This window comes from Meinhardsimonia xiamenensis (assembly GCF_900102905.1).
Lineage (GTDB): Bacteria > Pseudomonadota > Alphaproteobacteria > Rhodobacterales > Rhodobacteraceae > Meinhardsimonia > Meinhardsimonia xiamenensis.
The window spans coordinates 1-13,855 of sequence record NZ_FNFV01000006.1 but is presented as its reverse complement, the minus strand read 5'-3'; the positions used below and the strand labels follow the sequence as shown (position 1 = coordinate 13,855).

16 protein-coding genes and 1 tRNA gene are annotated in these 13,855 nt (G+C 70.1%); 3 read left to right on the top strand and 14 right to left on the bottom strand.

Annotated elements, in window-relative coordinates; genetic code table 11:
- Position 1: 1 nt before the first annotated feature.
- The 3 genes from BLQ14_RS12515 to BLQ14_RS12505 all read right to left on the bottom strand — a co-directional run bounded on the left by BLQ14_RS12515 (position 2) and on the right by BLQ14_RS12505 (position 3,433).
- The gene (locus BLQ14_RS12515; RefSeq protein WP_092500915.1) at positions 2-1,480 is read right to left on the bottom strand and encodes a carboxypeptidase M32; all 1,479 of its coding nucleotides are present in this window, start codon (positions 1,478-1,480) and stop codon (positions 2-4) included.
- A complete protein-coding gene (ctaA, locus tag BLQ14_RS12510) occupies positions 1,480-2,622 on the bottom strand; it encodes a heme A synthase (protein ID WP_092500914.1) in 1,143 nt (380 codons plus the stop codon). The genes BLQ14_RS12515 and ctaA overlap by 1 nt, the downstream gene beginning before the upstream one ends.
- A gap of 67 nt (positions 2,623-2,689) precedes the next feature.
- Positions 2,690-3,433, bottom strand: coding sequence for an RNA methyltransferase (locus BLQ14_RS12505; protein WP_092500913.1), 744 nt, complete (start codon positions 3,431-3,433; stop codon positions 2,690-2,692).
- Between the two features lie 137 nt (positions 3,434-3,570).
- On the opposite strand from BLQ14_RS12505, the gene BLQ14_RS12500 reads away from it, so the two are divergent.
- Entirely contained in the window at positions 3,571-4,212 is a 642-nt protein-coding gene (locus BLQ14_RS12500) for a thiamine phosphate synthase (protein WP_092500912.1), read from the top strand.
- Here BLQ14_RS12500 and olsA read toward each other — a convergent pair.
- The 3 genes from olsA to BLQ14_RS12485 all read right to left on the bottom strand — a co-directional run bounded on the left by olsA (position 4,198) and on the right by BLQ14_RS12485 (position 6,208).
- On the bottom strand, positions 4,198-5,067 hold the full coding sequence (gene olsA, locus BLQ14_RS12495; protein ID WP_092500911.1) for a lyso-ornithine lipid O-acyltransferase: 870 nt from the start codon (positions 5,065-5,067) through the stop codon (positions 4,198-4,200). The genes BLQ14_RS12500 and olsA overlap by 15 nt on opposite strands.
- Positions 5,064-5,858, bottom strand: coding sequence for an L-ornithine N(alpha)-acyltransferase (gene olsB, locus BLQ14_RS12490; RefSeq protein WP_092500910.1), 795 nt, complete (start codon positions 5,856-5,858; stop codon positions 5,064-5,066). Before olsB ends, olsA begins: the two co-directional genes overlap by 4 nt.
- 167 nt (positions 5,859-6,025) lie before the next feature.
- Positions 6,026-6,208: a DUF3553 domain-containing protein gene (locus BLQ14_RS12485; RefSeq protein ID WP_092500909.1), complete on the bottom strand. Its 183-nt coding sequence runs from the start codon at positions 6,206-6,208 to the stop codon at positions 6,026-6,028.
- A 47-nt stretch (positions 6,209-6,255) separates the two neighbouring features.
- Between BLQ14_RS12485 and BLQ14_RS12480 the strand changes: the two genes are divergently transcribed.
- Entirely contained in the window at positions 6,256-6,870 is a 615-nt protein-coding gene (locus BLQ14_RS12480; protein WP_092500908.1) for a histidine phosphotransferase family protein, read from the top strand.
- A 12-nt stretch (positions 6,871-6,882) separates the two neighbouring features.
- Here the strand turns inward: BLQ14_RS12480 and BLQ14_RS12475 are convergent, their stop codons facing one another.
- From BLQ14_RS12475 to BLQ14_RS12445, 7 genes are all read right to left on the bottom strand, one after another.
- The gene (locus BLQ14_RS12475) at positions 6,883-8,148 is read right to left on the bottom strand and encodes a glutamate-5-semialdehyde dehydrogenase (RefSeq protein ID WP_092500907.1); all 1,266 of its coding nucleotides are present in this window, start codon (positions 8,146-8,148) and stop codon (positions 6,883-6,885) included.
- A 59-nt stretch (positions 8,149-8,207) separates the two neighbouring features.
- On the bottom strand, positions 8,208-9,365 hold the full coding sequence (gene proB / locus BLQ14_RS12470) for a glutamate 5-kinase (RefSeq protein WP_092500906.1): 1,158 nt from the start codon (positions 9,363-9,365) through the stop codon (positions 8,208-8,210).
- Complete coding sequence (gene obgE, locus BLQ14_RS12465) at positions 9,353-10,393, bottom strand: GTPase ObgE (protein ID WP_092500905.1); 1,041 nt, start codon at positions 10,391-10,393, stop codon at positions 9,353-9,355. Before obgE ends, proB begins: the two co-directional genes overlap by 13 nt.
- Positions 10,394-10,536: 143 nt before the next feature.
- A complete protein-coding gene (locus BLQ14_RS12460; protein WP_092500904.1) occupies positions 10,537-11,106 on the bottom strand; it encodes a GNAT family N-acetyltransferase in 570 nt (189 codons plus the stop codon).
- Positions 11,107-11,220: 114 nt separating this feature from the next.
- Complete coding sequence (gene rpmA / locus BLQ14_RS12455; protein WP_092500903.1) at positions 11,221-11,490, bottom strand: 50S ribosomal protein L27; 270 nt, start codon at positions 11,488-11,490, stop codon at positions 11,221-11,223.
- Between the two features lie 6 nt (positions 11,491-11,496).
- Positions 11,497-12,150: a 50S ribosomal protein L21 gene (locus BLQ14_RS12450; RefSeq protein WP_092500902.1), complete on the bottom strand. Its 654-nt coding sequence runs from the start codon at positions 12,148-12,150 to the stop codon at positions 11,497-11,499.
- Positions 12,151-12,376: 226 nt separating this feature from the next.
- The gene (locus BLQ14_RS12445) at positions 12,377-13,258 is read right to left on the bottom strand and encodes a DUF2059 domain-containing protein (RefSeq protein ID WP_170068464.1); all 882 of its coding nucleotides are present in this window, start codon (positions 13,256-13,258) and stop codon (positions 12,377-12,379) included.
- A gap of 161 nt (positions 13,259-13,419) precedes the next feature.
- On the opposite strand from BLQ14_RS12445, the gene BLQ14_RS12440 reads away from it, so the two are divergent.
- Positions 13,420-13,509 (top strand) — tRNA-Ser (locus BLQ14_RS12440).
- 13 nt (positions 13,510-13,522) lie between these two features.
- On the opposite strand, the gene BLQ14_RS12435 is transcribed toward BLQ14_RS12440, so the two are convergent.
- A partial coding sequence (locus BLQ14_RS12435; protein WP_143004495.1) for an integrase core domain-containing protein occupies positions 13,523-13,855 on the bottom strand: 333 nt, incomplete at its 5' end.

Below are 13,855 nucleotides of genomic sequence, written 5' to 3'. Positions count from 1 at the left end.
CCTACAGCCCGTAGAGCTCGCCGAACTTTGCCTCGAGGTAATCGAGAAGCGGCGCCTCGCTCGGCTCCGCGCCGGTGGCGTGGCGGATCGTCTCCCGCGGTGTCCTGAGCCCGCCGAAGCGCTGCAGATGCTCGGCCATCCATGCCGTCGCCGGGCGCGTGTCGCCGCGGGCGAGATGCGCGTCAAGGTCGGGCACGTCGCGCCTGAGCGCCGCCATCAGGCAGCCGGCATAGACGTTTCCGAGCGCATAGGTCGGGAAGTAGCCGAAGAGCCCGACCGACCAGTGCACGTCCTGCAGCACGCCGTGGCTGGGGCGGTCCACCGCAACGCCGAAATCCTCGCGGAAGCGCGCGTTCCACGCCTCGGGCAGATCGGCCACCTCGAGCCTGCCCGCGATCAGCGCGCGCTCCAGATCGAAGCGCAGGAAGATGTGCAGGTTGTAATGCACCTCGTCCGCCTCGGTGCGGATGAAGCCGGGCACCACGCGGTTGACGATCGCATAGGAGGCATCGGCATCGGCAACGCCGAAGTCGCCCCAGAGCGCGCGCATCCGCCCGTAGAGCCAGCCGGTGAAGGCGCGCGAGCGGCCGAGCTGGTTCTCGTATGAGCGGCTCTGGCTCTCGTGCACGCCCATCGACACGCCCCGCCCCACCGGGGTCAGGTGATGCTCGGGCGCGATGTTCTGCTCGTAGGCGGCGTGGCCGACCTCGTGGATGGTGGAATAGATGCAGTTGAACGGATCGTGGGTGACGGTGCGGGTGGTGATGCGCACGTCATCGCCCGAGCCCGAGGAGAAGGGGTGCACCGCCTTGTCGATCCGCCCGCGCGAGAAGTCGTAGCCGAAGGCCTCGGCCATCTCGCGCGAAAGCTGCATCTGCCCGGCCTCGTCGAAATGGCCCGAAAGCGCGGGCGGCGTGCGCTCGAGCCCGAGGATGCGTTCGCGCAGGGCGACAAGGCGCGGGCGCATCGCGTCGAACAGCGCCGCGATCTCGGCGGCGGAAGTCTCGGGCTCGTAGTCCTCCAGAAGCGCATCGTAGAGATCGCCGCCATCGGCGAGCGCGGCCGCCTCCTCGCGCTTGAGCCGCACCACCGTCTCGAGCGTCGGCGCAAAACGCGCGAAATCGTCCTCGCGCCGCGCCTCGGCCCAGATCCCCTGCGCGAGGCTCGTCACCCGCGCGATCTCGGTGGCAAGCGCGGCCGGCACGCGCGTGGCCCGCTCCCAGGAGCGGCGGATCAGGCGCAGATTGGCGCGGGCCGTGTCGTCAAGCGCGGCCTCGTCGATCGCGGCGAGCCAGTCGCCGATGCGCGGGTCGGTGCGGCGGGCGTGGAGCACCTCCTCCATCGCCGCCATCTCCTCGCCCCGCTGGCGCGCCGCGCCGCGCGGCATCACCGTTTCCTGATCCCAGCCGAGCCGGCCGGAGACCTGCGCCAGCGCCTCGGTGACGCGCTGGAAGGCCATCAGCTCCTCATAGGCCCCCATTACAGGCCCTCCCGGACAGAGACGGCGCGGGGATAGGCGGCCATGAAGCGGGCGCGCAGGATCAGCACCCACACCGCCACCGCGCCGAGCTGGTGGAGAAGCGCGATCGACCAGGGCGAGGAGTGCATCACCGTCACGATGCCAAGCACCATCTGGGCAAAGATCGCCACCGCCACCCAGGCAAAGGCGGTGCGGGTTGCGGGGTTGGGGCTGCGGCGCGCGCGCCACCAGACAATGAGACCCGCGAGCACCAGAAGATAGGCGACCATGCGGTGGATGAACTGCACCATGCCGTCATTCTCGAAGAAGTTGCGCCACCAGGGCTCAAGCTCGAAGGGCTGGGGGGGCAGGAAGCCGCCGGCCATCCACGGCCAGTCGATGTAGTTGCGCCCCGCGTCGATGCCGGCCACGAGCGCACCGAGAAGGATCTGCAGGAAGGCAAGCGCGGCCAGCCAGCCCGCCGCGCGCATCAGCCCCTCCTCGCGCAAGCGCCGCGCCTGCATCAGCTCCCGCTCCGGCCGGCCGAGGCGGAACACATACCAGGCGAGCACGCCAAGGATCACGAAGGCAAGCCCCAGATGGGTGGCAAGCCGGTAGGAGGCCACGTCAAGCCGCGCGCCCTCGAGCCCCGAGGCCACCATCCACCAGCCGACCGCCCCCTGCAGCCCGCCGAGGATGCCGGGGATGAGGAGCCGGCCCGTCCAGCCCGGCGGGATCTTGCGCGCGGCCAGAAAGCCGAAGAAGCCCACCGCCCAGACGAGCCCGATCAGCCGTCCAAGCTGGCGGTGGCCCCACTCCCACCAGTAGATGAACTTGAATTCCTCGAGCGTCATGCCCCGGTTCTGAAGCTGGTACTCGGGGATCTGCTGGTACTTGGCGAATTCCTCCTGCCAGGCGGCCTCGCTCATTGGCGGCAGCGCGCCGGTCACCGGCCGCCACTCGGTGATGGAAAGCCCCGAATCGGTGAGCCGGGTGAGCCCGCCCACCGCGATCATCGCCACCACCATCACGAAGAGAAGCACGAGCCAGGCCCGGATCGCGCCGCGCGCACCGCTTCTCCCCCGGTCGATGAGCCCGCCCTGCGGGGCCGCCTCGGGGCTCTTCGCCCCCACTTCCTCGAAGATCGTCCGCTTCCCGGTCATGCGTCTCTCTCCTTGAGCCTCGCGCGAGCCTAGGGCCGCGCCCCCCGGCCTGCAACGGCGCGGTCCGTCATCCGCCGGTGTCTCTTCGCCGCACCAGCTGGCGCAACGCGCCGTGAAATATCTGCACGTCCCCGCGCGTGAGCGGCATCCGCGCCCAGAGATTGCGCAGGTTGAGCTTCATCCCCGCCGCCTTCTCGGGCGGGAAGAAGAAGCCCGCCTCCTCAAGCCGCGCCTCCCAGTGATCGGCCAGCCGCTCCACCTCCTCGCGCGTGGCCAGATCGGCCGCCGGCGCCCCGGCGGGGGGCGGAATGGTCTGCCGCCCCCACTCATAGGCCATGAGCAGCACCGATTGCGCGAGGTTGAGCGAGGGAAAGGCGGGGTTCACCGGCACGGTGATGATCGCCGTGGCCCGCGCGATGTCGTCATTCTCGAGGCCAGAGCGCTCGGGGCCGAACAGCACGCCCACCCGCGCGCCCTCAGCGGTGAGCTCCCGCGCCTCGGCCATCGCCGCCTCGGGCGTGAGCACGCGTTTCACAAGCCCGCGCGGGCGGGCGGTGGTGGCATAGACATGGGTGCAGTCGGCCACGGCCTCGGCGGTGGTGTCGAAGAGCCCCGCCGCATCGAGCACCCGCCCCGCGCCCGAGGCCATCGCCACCGCGCGCGGATTGGGCCAGCCGTCGCGCGGGGCGACGAGGCGCATGCGCTCGAGCCCGAAGTTGAGCATCGCGCGCGCCGCCGCCCCGATGTTCTCGCCCATCTGCGGGCGCACGAGGACGAAGGCGGGGGGAATGGGCTCGATCGCGTCGGTCATGGCCTGTCATTCTATCGGAGCGGCGGCGTGATACGCTTGACCGATGGCAAGGGCAAGGCACGCGTCGCGCCCCCTTTCCCTTGCACCGCGCCAAAGGCTATAGGGCGGCGCGCCAACACCGAGACATGAGGCGAGCCATGGCCGAGCCGGAACTGCCGCAGATCTACCTCATCACCCCGCCCGAGCCCGATTTCGCGACCTTTCCCGACCAGCTCGCGCCGGTGCTCGACGCAGCACCCGTGGCCTGCATCCGCATCGCCTCGGCGCTGGAGTCGGCCGATGCCGACCGGCTGGGGCGCGCGGCCGACGTCATCCGCGAGATCGCTCATGCCCGCGACATTCCGGTGCTGATCGAAACCCACCTGATGCTGGTGGAGCGCCACGGGCTCGACGGGGTGCATCTGCCCGACGGCGCGCGCTCGGTGCGCCGCGCGCGCAAGGCGCTGGGGCGGGAGGCGATCATCGGCGCCTTCTGCGGCGCCTCGCGCCATGACGGGATGACGGCGGGCGAGGCCGGCGCCGACTACATCGCCTTCGGCCCGGTGGGCGAGACCGGGCTTGGCGAGGCGCGGCGCGCCGAGCGCGCGCTCTTCGAATGGTGGTCGGAGATGATCGAGCTGCCGGTGGTGGCCGAGGGCGGGCTGAGCGAGGCGCTGGTGCGCGATCTCGCGCCGGTCGCCGACTTCTTCGCCTTCGGCCCCGAGATCTGGAGCGCCGAGAACCCGGCCGCCCGGCTTGCCACCTTCGCCGAGACGATCCGCGCCTCAGCCGCGGGCTGAGTCCGCTTCCGCGACCGCGCCCGCCTCCCGCGCCAGCGCCTCGTCGAGCCCGGCCCGCACCGCCTGCTCGCAGGCCAGCGCCAGCGCCTTGCGGTCGGGGAAATCGGCCACGCGCAGCGGCGGGTGATAGATGACCTCCACCGAGCCCTGACGCGGCGCGGCCAGCACCTGCAGAAGATGCGTGCCGAAATTCATGTCTCCCCACCAGCCGTAGAAGCGCGGATCGGCTCCCTCGGGCGCGCGATAGACGAGCGTGACCGGCTGGATGTGCATGGTTTCCTTCAGACCATGCTCAAAGAACGCCGCAAACAGCGTTGATTTGAAGGGAAGAACGCGCCGACCGTCAGTGGAGGTTCCCTCGGGGAAGAACATCAGCCGGTGCCCGGCCTTCAGCCGCTCCTCGAAGAGCCGCTTCTGTGCCGCCGCCTCGCGCCGGTCGCGATTGATGAAGAGCGTGCCGGTGGCGCGGGCGAGCCAGCCGATGGCCGGCCAGCGCGCCACCTCGGCCTTGGAGACGAAGTAGATGCGCTTGGGAGCGTTGAGCGCGAAGATGTCGAGCCAGCTTGCGTGATTGGCCACCGCCGCGCCGCGCTCGAGCATCGGCCTGCCGCGGGTGCGGTGGGGCAGGCGCAGGATGACGAAGGCCGAGCGGCAGACGAACTGGGTGATGTAAGGCGTCCAGGGCCGGTCAAGCCCGAACAGCGGGCGCTCCACGAGCCGCACCAGAAGCAGGATGCCGAGGCAGCCGAAGGTCACCGTGCCGAGCGCCGCGCCGCGCCAGAGCACCCGCAGCCAGCCGAGCGGCGGGATCGGCGGCACCGGCGGTGGCGGCACCTCGCGCCATGTCGCGCTCATGCGCGGCGGCCTCCGCTCCCGCCCCGGCGAGTGTAGATTTCCCGCTGGCGGGGGTTGAGGCGGGCGGTGTCGAGCACGAGGCACACGTCGGTGGTGTTGAAGGCGTGATCGACGAAGGCGCCCTCGCCCACGAAGCCGCCAAGCCGCAGATAGGCCTTGATGAGCGCCGGAGTGGCCAGCATCGCGCGGCGGCGGTCGATCTTTTCGGGCGGTATCATGTCCATCCGACGACAATGCGGCGCCAGCGCGCGCGGGCGGATTTCCTCGGGAGCGAGGTGGCGGGCGTGCAGCAGCGAGAGCGGCTCGGCGAGCGCCTCGACATCGGTGCCGTGGAAGGAGGCCACGCCGAACATCAGCTCGATGCCGTGGCGCTGCACATAGTCGGCAAGACCACTCCACAGATGCATCATCGCCGCCCCACCGCGGTAGTCGGGGTGAAGGCAGGAGCGGCCAAGCTCGAGAAGCCTCCGGCCCGACTTGAGGAGCGGGCCGAGGTCATATTCCGAAGCGCTGTAGAAGCCGCCAGCGGCGCGGGCCTGCTCTTCGCGCATGAGCCTGTAGACCCCCACCACGGGCGACAGCCCCCGCGCCGCGCGGTTGCGGTCCAGAAGCAGGAGATGATCGGCGTGTGCGTCGAACCGGTCGCGCTCGAGGCCCTGCGCATGGTCGACGAGCGGCCCGTCGCCGCCAAGCTCGCGCACGAAGACGTCATAGCGCAGCCGCTGCGCGGCGCGCGTCTCCTCCTCTGACGCTGCAAGGCGCAGCTCGAAGGCGGGTTCCATCACCGTCATCACTGTCGTGCCGGCCTCCGCGCCGTCCCGTCCAGACCTTGCCAGGACCGTGGCATCTAGCCAAGCCCGCGGGGCGATGCAAACGCCGCCGCCCCCGGAAGCGGCTTGTTTCAATTTAAGGCTGTGTTAACCATTCGCAGATCACTCTTGCGGTGCGCCGCGGTGCCTCAGGCGCCGCGAACGGGGAGGAGCGCGATGCGGCGGCTGTCGATGACCACCTTGCCGGCATGCTCGAAGTTCACGGTGATCCTGCCGCCGATGTTCGACTGCACCTGTCCAAGGCCCCAATCCTCGCGCTGCGGGTGGCGCACCAGATCGCCCGGCTCCAGCAATGCGTTGAGGTCGTCCATGCCTTCATTCCCTGACCGCTGCCCTTCTCCGCCGACGGAGCCTTTCCATGCCTGACAGGCTTGCCCGGCTCGCGGAACTCCTCGGCAGCCGCATCTGCCATGATCTCATATCGCCGCTCGGCGCCATCTCCAACGGTCTCGAGCTGATGGAAATGGCCGGCGCAGGCCCAGGCCAGGAGCTTTCGCTTGTGGAGGAAAGCGCGCGCAGCGCCAGCCTGCGCATCCGTCTCTACCGCATGGCCTTCGGTACGGCCATAGCCGATCAGACGGTCTCGCGCGCCGAGCTGCAGGAACTCGCCCCGGCGCTTTCCGCCGAGGGCCGGATCGAGGTTGCGCTCGAGCTTCGCGAGGCACTGCCCCGGCCGACGGCGAAGCTGCTGCTTCTGGCCCTTCTGTGTGCAGCCACGGCGCTGCCGCGGGGCGGCCATCTCGCCGCGCGCCGTGCCGTGGCGGGCGGCTGGGTGGTCGAGGCGCACGGCGACCGGCTGAAGTTCGAGCCCGAAACATGGGCGCAACTCGGGCCAGATGTCCCCCCGACCTCGCTCCCGCACAGCTTGTCGCCGGCACAGGTGCAGTTTCTGCTCGCCCGGCTCGTGGCGCTGCAGCTGAGGCGCGAGATCACCGTGGCCCATGGCGAGGGCTGGCTGCGGCTCTCCTTCTGATGCAGGCCGCCCTCAGGGGCGCACCGTGCCATCGCCCTCGACGATGTACTTGAAGGAGGTGAGCTGCTCGGCGCCCACCGGCCCGCGGGCGTGCAGCTTGCCGGTGGCAATGCCGATCTCCGCGCCCATCCCGAACTCTCCCCCATCGGCGAACTGGGTGGAGGCGTTGCGCATCAGGATCGCCGAATCGAGCCGCTCGAAGAAGCGCGCGGCGGCGGCATCGTCCTCGGTCATGATCGCGTCGGTGTGCTGGGAGCCGTAGCGGCGGATGTGCGCGATCGCCGCGTCGATGTCATCGACCACGCGCGCGGCGATCTCCATGTCGAGATACTCCCGCCCCCAGTCGGCCTCGGTGGCGGGCACGGTGCCCTCGACCCTCTGAAGCGCCTCGTCGGCGTGCACCGTCACCCCCGCAGCAATCAGCGCCTCGATCACCTCGCGGCCCAGCCCCTCGGCCACGTCGCGGTGGATCAGCAGGCACTCGGCCGCGCCGCAGATGCCCGGCCGGCGCGTCTTGGCGTTGAGCACCACCCTGAGCGTTTTCTCCGGGTCGGCGGCGGCATCGATGTAGATGTGCACGATGCCCTCGAGATGGGCGAAGACCGGCACCCGCGCCTCGCGCTGGACGAGCCCCACGAGCCCCTTGCCGCCCCGCGGCACGATCACGTCGATGAACTCGGTCATCTTCAGCATCTCGGAGACGGCGGCGCGGTCGCGGGTGGGCACGAGCTGAATGGCGTCCTCGGGCAGACCCGCCGCGCGCAGCCCGTCGACGAGGCATGCGTGCAGCGCGGTGGAGGAGTGGAAACTCTCCGAGCCGCCGCGCAGGATCACCGCATTGCCCGATTTCAGGCACAGGGCACCGGCATCGGCGGTGACATTGGGCCGGCTTTCGTAGATCACCCCGATCACGCCCAGGGGCGTGCGCACGCGGCGGATGTGCAGCCCCGAGGGCCGGTCCCACTCGGCGATGACCTCGCCCACCGGATCCTTCTGCGCGGCGATGGCCTCAAGGCTTGCGGCGATGGCCTCGAGCCGCGCCGGTGTCAGCGCGAGCCGGTCGAGCATGGCCGGCGAAAGCCCCTTGTCGCGGCCGAAGGCCATGTCGGCGGCGTTGGCCTCGAGAATTACGGCCTCGCGGGCGCGCACGGCTTGGGCCGCGGCCTCGAGCGCGGCGCGCTTGGCCTCGGGCGAGGCGAAGGCGAGCTCGGCGGCGGCCGCGCGGGCGCGCGCGCCGATCCCGGCCATGACGGCGGAAAGGGTGTCGGTGTCCTTCATCGCAAGTCCTGTGCTTTTCGGCCCGTATGCCGCCTCTCTAGGCCATGGCGGCGGCAAAGTCACGCCGGCCGCGCCGCTCCGGTCTCGGCGCCGGACCCGGCTTCGGCGGGCAGGTCGACGACCATGTCGTCGCGGTGAACCAGCGAGGCGCGCCCGGGGTAACCCAGCACCGCCTCGATCTCGGCGGAGCGATGCCCGGCAATGGCGCGCGCCTCCTCGGCGGTATAGCGCGCAAGCCCCACGCCGATCCGCCCCGAGGGGCCGACGATCGCCACCGGGTCGCCGCGCCCGAACCGGCCCGAGACCGAAACCACCCCCGCCGGCAACAGCGATTTCCCGTGCCGCAGCGCGGCCTCGGCTCCGGCATCGACGACGATCTCGCCGCGCGGCTTCATCGCCGCGATCCAGCGCTTGCGCGCCGCCTGCGGGTCGTCCTGCGCCGCAAACCAGGTGCAGGGCGCTCCGTCTTCCAGCGCGCGCAACGGGTGGGGGCGCGCCCCGGCCGCGATGACCATGGCGCAGCCCGCGCGGGTGGCCGTGCGCGCCGCCATGAGCTTGGTCTTCATGCCGCCCTTGGAAAGGCCCGTGCCGGCATCGCCCGCCATCGCCTCGATCTCGGGGGTGATGCGCTCGATCACCTCGAGCCGGCGCGCGCCGGGATCCTCGCGCGGGTTGGCGGTGTAGAAGCCGTCCACATCCGACAGGAGCACAAGCACATCCGCCCCAACCGTCACCGCGATCTGGGCGGCGAGGCGGTCGTTGTCGCCGTAGCGGATCTCGTCGGTGGCGACGGTGTCGTTCTCGTTCACGATCGGCACCGCGCCGAAAGCGAGAAGCTGGGCGAGCGTGGCGCGCGAGTTGAGGTAGCGGCGGCGGTTCGCGCTGTCTTCCAGCGTCAGCAGAACCTGCGCCGCCGTGAGGCCATGCGGGGCGAGCACTTCCTCATAGGCGCGCGCGAGCCGGATCTGCCCCACCGCCGCCGCGGCCTGGCTCTGCTCGAGCGGCAGCGCCCCCGGCGCGAGCCCCAGCACCGCGCGCCCGAGCGCGATCGAGCCCGAGGAGACCAGCACCACATCCGCCCCGCGCCGCTTGAGCCGGGCGACATCCTCGGCAAGCGTTCGCAGCCATTCGGCGCGCAGCGCGCCGCTTGCGGCGTCCACCAGAAGCGCCGAGCCGATCTTGACGACGACCCGCCGCGCCGCGCTCAGGGATGCCACGGCCCGGCCTCCTCCTGCGCCTGCCGCGCCGCCGCGCCGCGGACGCGCTGCACTTCGGCGCGGAGCGCCCGCAGCGCCTCCGTCACCCCCTGACCGCTTGCCGCCGAGAGCACCATCACCGGCGCGCCCGTCTCGGCCTCCAGCGCGGCGCGGCGCTCGGCCAGCGTCCCGGTATCGAGCGCATCGGCCTTGGAAAGCGCCGTCAGCCGCGGCTTTTCGGCAAGCCCGTGACCGTAGGCCTCGAGCTCGGCGCGCACCGTGCGCCAGTCGGCCGCCACATCCTCCGAAGTGGCATCGACGAGATGCAGGAGCACCGCGCAGCGTTCCACATGGCCAAGGAACCGGTCGCCGATGCCACGGCCCTCATGGGCGCCCTCGATCAGGCCGGGGATGTCGGCGAGCACGAACTCGGCGCCATCGACGCCCACCACCCCGAGATTGGGGTGAAGCGTGGTGAAGGGGTAATCGGCGATCTTCGGGCGCGCGTTGGAGGTGGCGGCAAGAAAGGTGGACTTGCCGGCATTGGGCAGGCCAACGAGCCCGGCATCGGCGATGAGCTTGAGCCTCAGCCACAGCGTGCGCTCCACCCCCGGCTGGCCGGGGTTGGCATGGCGCGGCGCCTGGTTGGTGGACGACTTGAAGTGCAGGTTGCCGAAGCCGCCGTTTCCCCCGCGCGCAAGCAGCACCCGCTGGCCGACCTCGGTGAGATCGGCCACGACCGTTTCCTGATCCTCCTCGAGAATCTCGGTGCCCACCGGCACCTTCAGCACGATGTCCTCGCCGCTCTTGCCGGTGCGCTGGCGCCCCATGCCGGGCTGGCCGTTCTTGGCAAAGAAATGCTGCTGGTAGCGGAAGTCGATGAGCGTGTTGAGCCCCTCCACTGCCTCGGCCCAGACATCGCCCCCCTTGCCGCCGTCACCGCCGTCGGGGCCGCCGTATTCGATGAACTTCTCGCGCCGGAAGCTGACGCAGCCGGCGCCACCGGAACCGGAGCGGATGTGAACGCGGGCAAGATCGAGGAATTTCATGGGACAAGGCTTTCGGGATTGGGCAGGGATCTTCGCTAGCCCGAATCCGCCGCCGGCTCAAGCGGCGCGGGCTGCGTGGCACGGCATATGGGGTTTCCGGCCGGAGGTGGCAAGAATGGGCAGGCGAGGCGGGCCCGGGCGCCCTACCCCTCCATCGCGCGCAGATAGGTCCAGGTCGGCACGCGCGCGGCGCGCGCCACCGAGTAGCTTTCGGCGTCACCGATGTATTCGAAGCCGTTTGCGGTGAGCACACGCGCCGAAAACGGGTTGTCCTGAAACACCGAGGCAAAGAGCGTGCGCGCGCCATGCGGGTTTGCCGCGACCAGCGCCGCCACCGCCTCGGACGCAATCCCCGTGTTCCAGAACGCCGGACCCACCCAGTAGCCAACCTCGGACTGCTCGCGGTCGAGCCGCTTGAGCGAGATCACCCCCAGAAGCTCCGAAAGCCCCGCCCGGCTTCCGTCCATCGCCCAGATGTCCTCATTGCGGTCCGGCGCATTCGCCCGGGCGATGAAGGCCTCGGCCGCACCCGGCGGCAGGGGGTGGGGGATCGAGCTTGTCATCTCGGCGACGCGGCGGTCGCCGGCATAGAGCTCCAGAAGCCCCTTGTCCGAAGGCCGCAATGGGCGCAGCTCGAACCTCTCGGCCGGGATGACGGGCTGTGCCCGCGTGCCCGTCCCGCCTGCCGGCACGTTTCTTTGTGCGATCGTCATTTCCCGACTCCTCCTCCGGGATGCTGCGCGAGCCCCGCACGCGTGGTGAAAAACGAGGAAGGGGGACCGGCCTTTCGCCGATCCCCCTTGAAAACTCTCAGCCCGAGGTTTCGGCTACTCGGCGGCCTCCACGTCGGGAAGCACGGACACATAGGTGCGGCCCTTGAGACCCTTGTGGAAGGTCACGCGGCCCTCGGCGATGGCGAAGATGGTGTGATCCTTGCCAATGCCCACGCCCTGGCCCGGCCACCACTTGGTGCCGCGCTGGCGCACGATGATGTTGCCCGGAATCGCGTGCTGCCCGCCAAAGAGCTTCACGCCCAGTCGCCGGCCCGCGGAATCGCGGCCGTTGCGGGAGGAGCCGCCTGCTTTCTTGTGTGCCATCGGTCCTTACTCCTTGCCTTTGGCGAGCTTCTTCGCCTGCTCGATCCAGCCTTCGCGCTCGATCCGGCCCTTGAACGAAAGCTTCTCGTCCATCGCCGCCACATCCTCCGGCGTCCAGGCGGCGATCTGGGCGAAGGTGGTCACGCCGGCCTCCTTCAGCTTCTTCGCCAGCACCGGGCCGACGCCCGAGAGCCTGGTGAGATCGTCGCCCTCCGCCGCGGCCGCCGTCTCGGCCTTCTTCGGAGCCGCCTTCTTCGCGGCAGCCTTCTTCGCCGCCGGCTTGGGCGCTGCGCTGCGCGGAACCGAGCCCGCGCCCACCGCGGCCTTCACGCCGGTCTTGTCGGCGCCTTCGGCGAGGATCTCGGTGATCCGCAGCAGCGTGAGCTGCTGGCGATGCCCCTTGGTGCGCTTGGAGGAATGCTTGCGGCGGCGGCGCACGAAATGGATGACCTTCTCGCCCTTGATCTGGTCGATCACCTCGGCCAGCACGGCCGCGCCTTCCACCAGCGGGGTGCCGATGACCGGCTCCTCGCCGCCGAGCATCAGAACCTCGTTGAACTGAACCTTCTCTCCGGCCTCGGCTGCGAGCTTCTCGACGCGGAGCACATCTCCGTTCGTCACCCGATACTGCTTGCCGCCGGTCCTCACGACCGCATACATAGGCGTCATCCTTTCACTTCCGCGCCCTGTGGCCCCGGGTTCTCCGGCGTTCTGCCGCGCTTTGCGGCGCCTCGGGCAGCGCGCCCTTCGGGGCGTCGTTGCAAACCAGAAAAAGCGGCCGGCGGAATATGGATTCCGCCCGCGAGCCGCGCTTATCGGCGAGAACGCCCGCGCCGTCAACCCCTCCCCGCCCGGGCGCGCGCCGTCCCGGCCGGGCCGTCAGCGTTCAGAGCTCCTCACCGCTGAGGAACAGTGCCGCGGCGGTCCCGAGCCGGCGCGAGATGTCGACGAAGAGCTCGTCGAAGGCGGCAAAGATGGCGCGGTTGAGGCGCCGGCCTGCCGGCGTTTCGGAAAAGGCGATGTAGGCCTCGAGGTCGGCATCGTCGAGCGGGCCATAAGCCATGGCGAGATAGGCGAGCAGCCATTCGGCCGTGTCTTCGCGGATCGCCCCCTCCTGCGCCCAGACATCGGCCAGGATCTCCCGCTCGCCGGGCTGTTCGGGCAGCCCTCCGGCCTCCACCAGCGCGGCATAGAAAGCGTAATTGGCATTGAGCGCGCCCGCGACATTGGCGTTGACGAGATCGTTCACCGCGATGAATCGCTCCAGAAGCTCTAGCCGCGGGGGACGCTCGGCGCGCATTGCGCGCGCGGCCTCGCGGGCGGCTTGCTCGACATCGGGCTCGAGAAAGGCGCGACGGGCGGCGACCTCGAGCTCGATGATGCGCCGGCCGCGCTCGGAGCCGAAGAACTCGAGCATCGGCGCAAGATCAGCCCCCGCGAGCTCGCGCGCAAGCGTGCGGCGCATCATCCTGTCCATGCGTGCCACGTCGTAGATCTCTGCGGCACGCGCCATCCACCCCGCCCCGCCTTCGCCGCCGAGCAGCTCACGATCAAGATCGCGCGCATAGTCGAGCCCCTCGAGCGCCATGATCTCGAGCGTCTCGGGCAGGCCGAGAAGAGAATGGAGTTCTGCAAGGCCCTCGGGCGCGGCCACATCCCGCTCCTGCGCCCCGGCGGGGACGTGAGCGAGCGCCACCAGCGCAACGAGAAGCGCGACGAGCGCCGGCGCACGGCGGGCGGCTGTGGCGGCAAAAAGCGACCTGGCCATCTGTGTACCCCCCTCCCTTCTGCCGGATTGGTAGCTTGGGTGCTGCGCCATTCCAAGCGGCAAAAGGGCGCGATGTGTCGCGGGCCAGAGAGGGGCAACGGCGAAGGGCAGCGGGGGGCTTGCACGGGCGGCACAGTTGTCCTATCTCCCGTGGCGACCGCGGAGAGGTGCCGGAGTGGTCGAACGGGGCGGTCTCGAAAACCGTTGACCCCGCAAGGGGTCCCAGGGTTCGAATCCCTGTCTCTCCGCCACTTGCCTGTTCACTTAACCTTCTTGACTGACGAATGACATGACGGTCTCGATGGGGCGTCTGCCCTGGTTCCGGTAGCCCAGATGCGGGCGCTCGGTGTTGTAGTGGACGAGCCAGGCATCGAGGTCCGCCTGCAGCGCCTCCACGGTCTCGTAGAAGGTCTCGCGCATCTTCACCCGGAAGAACTCGTCGAGCACGGTGCGGTTGAAGCGTTCCACGAAGCCGTTGGTCTTGGGGCTGCGGACCTTGGTGCGCCGGTGCTCGATGCCGTTGAGGTCGAGGTAGAGCTCGTAGGGGTGGTTCTCGCTGCCGCAGAACTCGCGGCCGTTGTCGGTGAGGATCGCCTT

What these genes read in the sequence shown, in the direction of transcription:
- BLQ14_RS12515 (WP_092500915.1), bottom strand. Translation starts at nt 1,480, where the DNA reads ATGGGGGCCTATGAGGAGCTGATGGCCTTCCAGCGCGTCACCGAGGCG.
- ctaA (WP_092500914.1), bottom strand. Translation starts at nt 2,622, where the DNA reads ATGACCGGGAAGCGGACGATCTTCGAGGAAGTGGGGGCGAAGAGCCCC.
- BLQ14_RS12505 (WP_092500913.1), bottom strand. Translation starts at nt 3,433, where the DNA reads ATGACCGACGCGATCGAGCCCATTCCCCCCGCCTTCGTCCTCGTGCGC.
- BLQ14_RS12500 (WP_092500912.1), top strand. Translation starts at nt 3,571, where the DNA reads ATGGCCGAGCCGGAACTGCCGCAGATCTACCTCATCACCCCGCCCGAG.
- olsA (WP_092500911.1), bottom strand. Translation starts at nt 5,067, where the DNA reads ATGAGCGCGACATGGCGCGAGGTGCCGCCACCGCCGGTGCCGCCGATC.
- olsB (WP_092500910.1), bottom strand. Translation starts at nt 5,858, where the DNA reads ATGACGGTGATGGAACCCGCCTTCGAGCTGCGCCTTGCAGCGTCAGAG.
- BLQ14_RS12485 (WP_092500909.1), bottom strand. Translation starts at nt 6,208, where the DNA reads ATGGACGACCTCAACGCATTGCTGGAGCCGGGCGATCTGGTGCGCCAC.
- BLQ14_RS12480 (WP_092500908.1), top strand. Translation starts at nt 6,256, where the DNA reads ATGCCTGACAGGCTTGCCCGGCTCGCGGAACTCCTCGGCAGCCGCATC.
- BLQ14_RS12475 (WP_092500907.1), bottom strand. Translation starts at nt 8,148, where the DNA reads ATGAAGGACACCGACACCCTTTCCGCCGTCATGGCCGGGATCGGCGCG.
- obgE (WP_092500905.1), bottom strand. Translation starts at nt 10,393, where the DNA reads ATGAAATTCCTCGATCTTGCCCGCGTTCACATCCGCTCCGGTTCCGGT.
- BLQ14_RS12460 (WP_092500904.1), bottom strand. Translation starts at nt 11,106, where the DNA reads ATGACGATCGCACAAAGAAACGTGCCGGCAGGCGGGACGGGCACGCGG.
- rpmA (WP_092500903.1), bottom strand. Translation starts at nt 11,490, where the DNA reads ATGGCACACAAGAAAGCAGGCGGCTCCTCCCGCAACGGCCGCGATTCC.
- BLQ14_RS12450 (WP_092500902.1), bottom strand. Translation starts at nt 12,150, where the DNA reads ATGTATGCGGTCGTGAGGACCGGCGGCAAGCAGTATCGGGTGACGAAC.
- BLQ14_RS12445 (WP_170068464.1), bottom strand. Translation starts at nt 13,258, where the DNA reads ATGGCCAGGTCGCTTTTTGCCGCCACAGCCGCCCGCCGTGCGCCGGCG.